Annotated in this window: 1 protein-coding gene; it reads right to left on the reverse strand. The window is 31.7% G+C overall.

Annotated features, from left to right (window positions below):
- Positions 1–278, reverse strand: a 278-nt coding sequence (locus tag H2O73_RS23945) for a hypothetical protein (RefSeq protein ID WP_220457747.1), incomplete at both ends; no start/stop codon positions are given.

Here is a 278-nt window from a genome sequence, read left to right on the forward strand (position 1 = left end):
TATTAATATTAAAAGAAAGTGCTTCTAAACCTGAAAACAATAGCGATTGTCTCATTACAGACAAGTCGTTGCTTAATGGGTTTAGCATGGTTACATTATGCTCTTCTTTTAACTGCTCATCTAACTTTACATAGTCTGGAGTGGTGAGCGAGTTGTTTAGAATTTCATAAAAACCTTGAGAAGCTAATTGATTTCCTATGATATTTTGAAGGTTATGATCATCAAATTTAGAAGTATTAGAGATGGAAGCGTTTAGTTTTGTGCTAAATTCAATATTG

It is taken from the genome of Vibrio marinisediminis, from assembly GCF_014050145.1.
Classification (GTDB): domain Bacteria; phylum Pseudomonadota; class Gammaproteobacteria; order Enterobacterales; family Vibrionaceae; genus Vibrio; species Vibrio marinisediminis.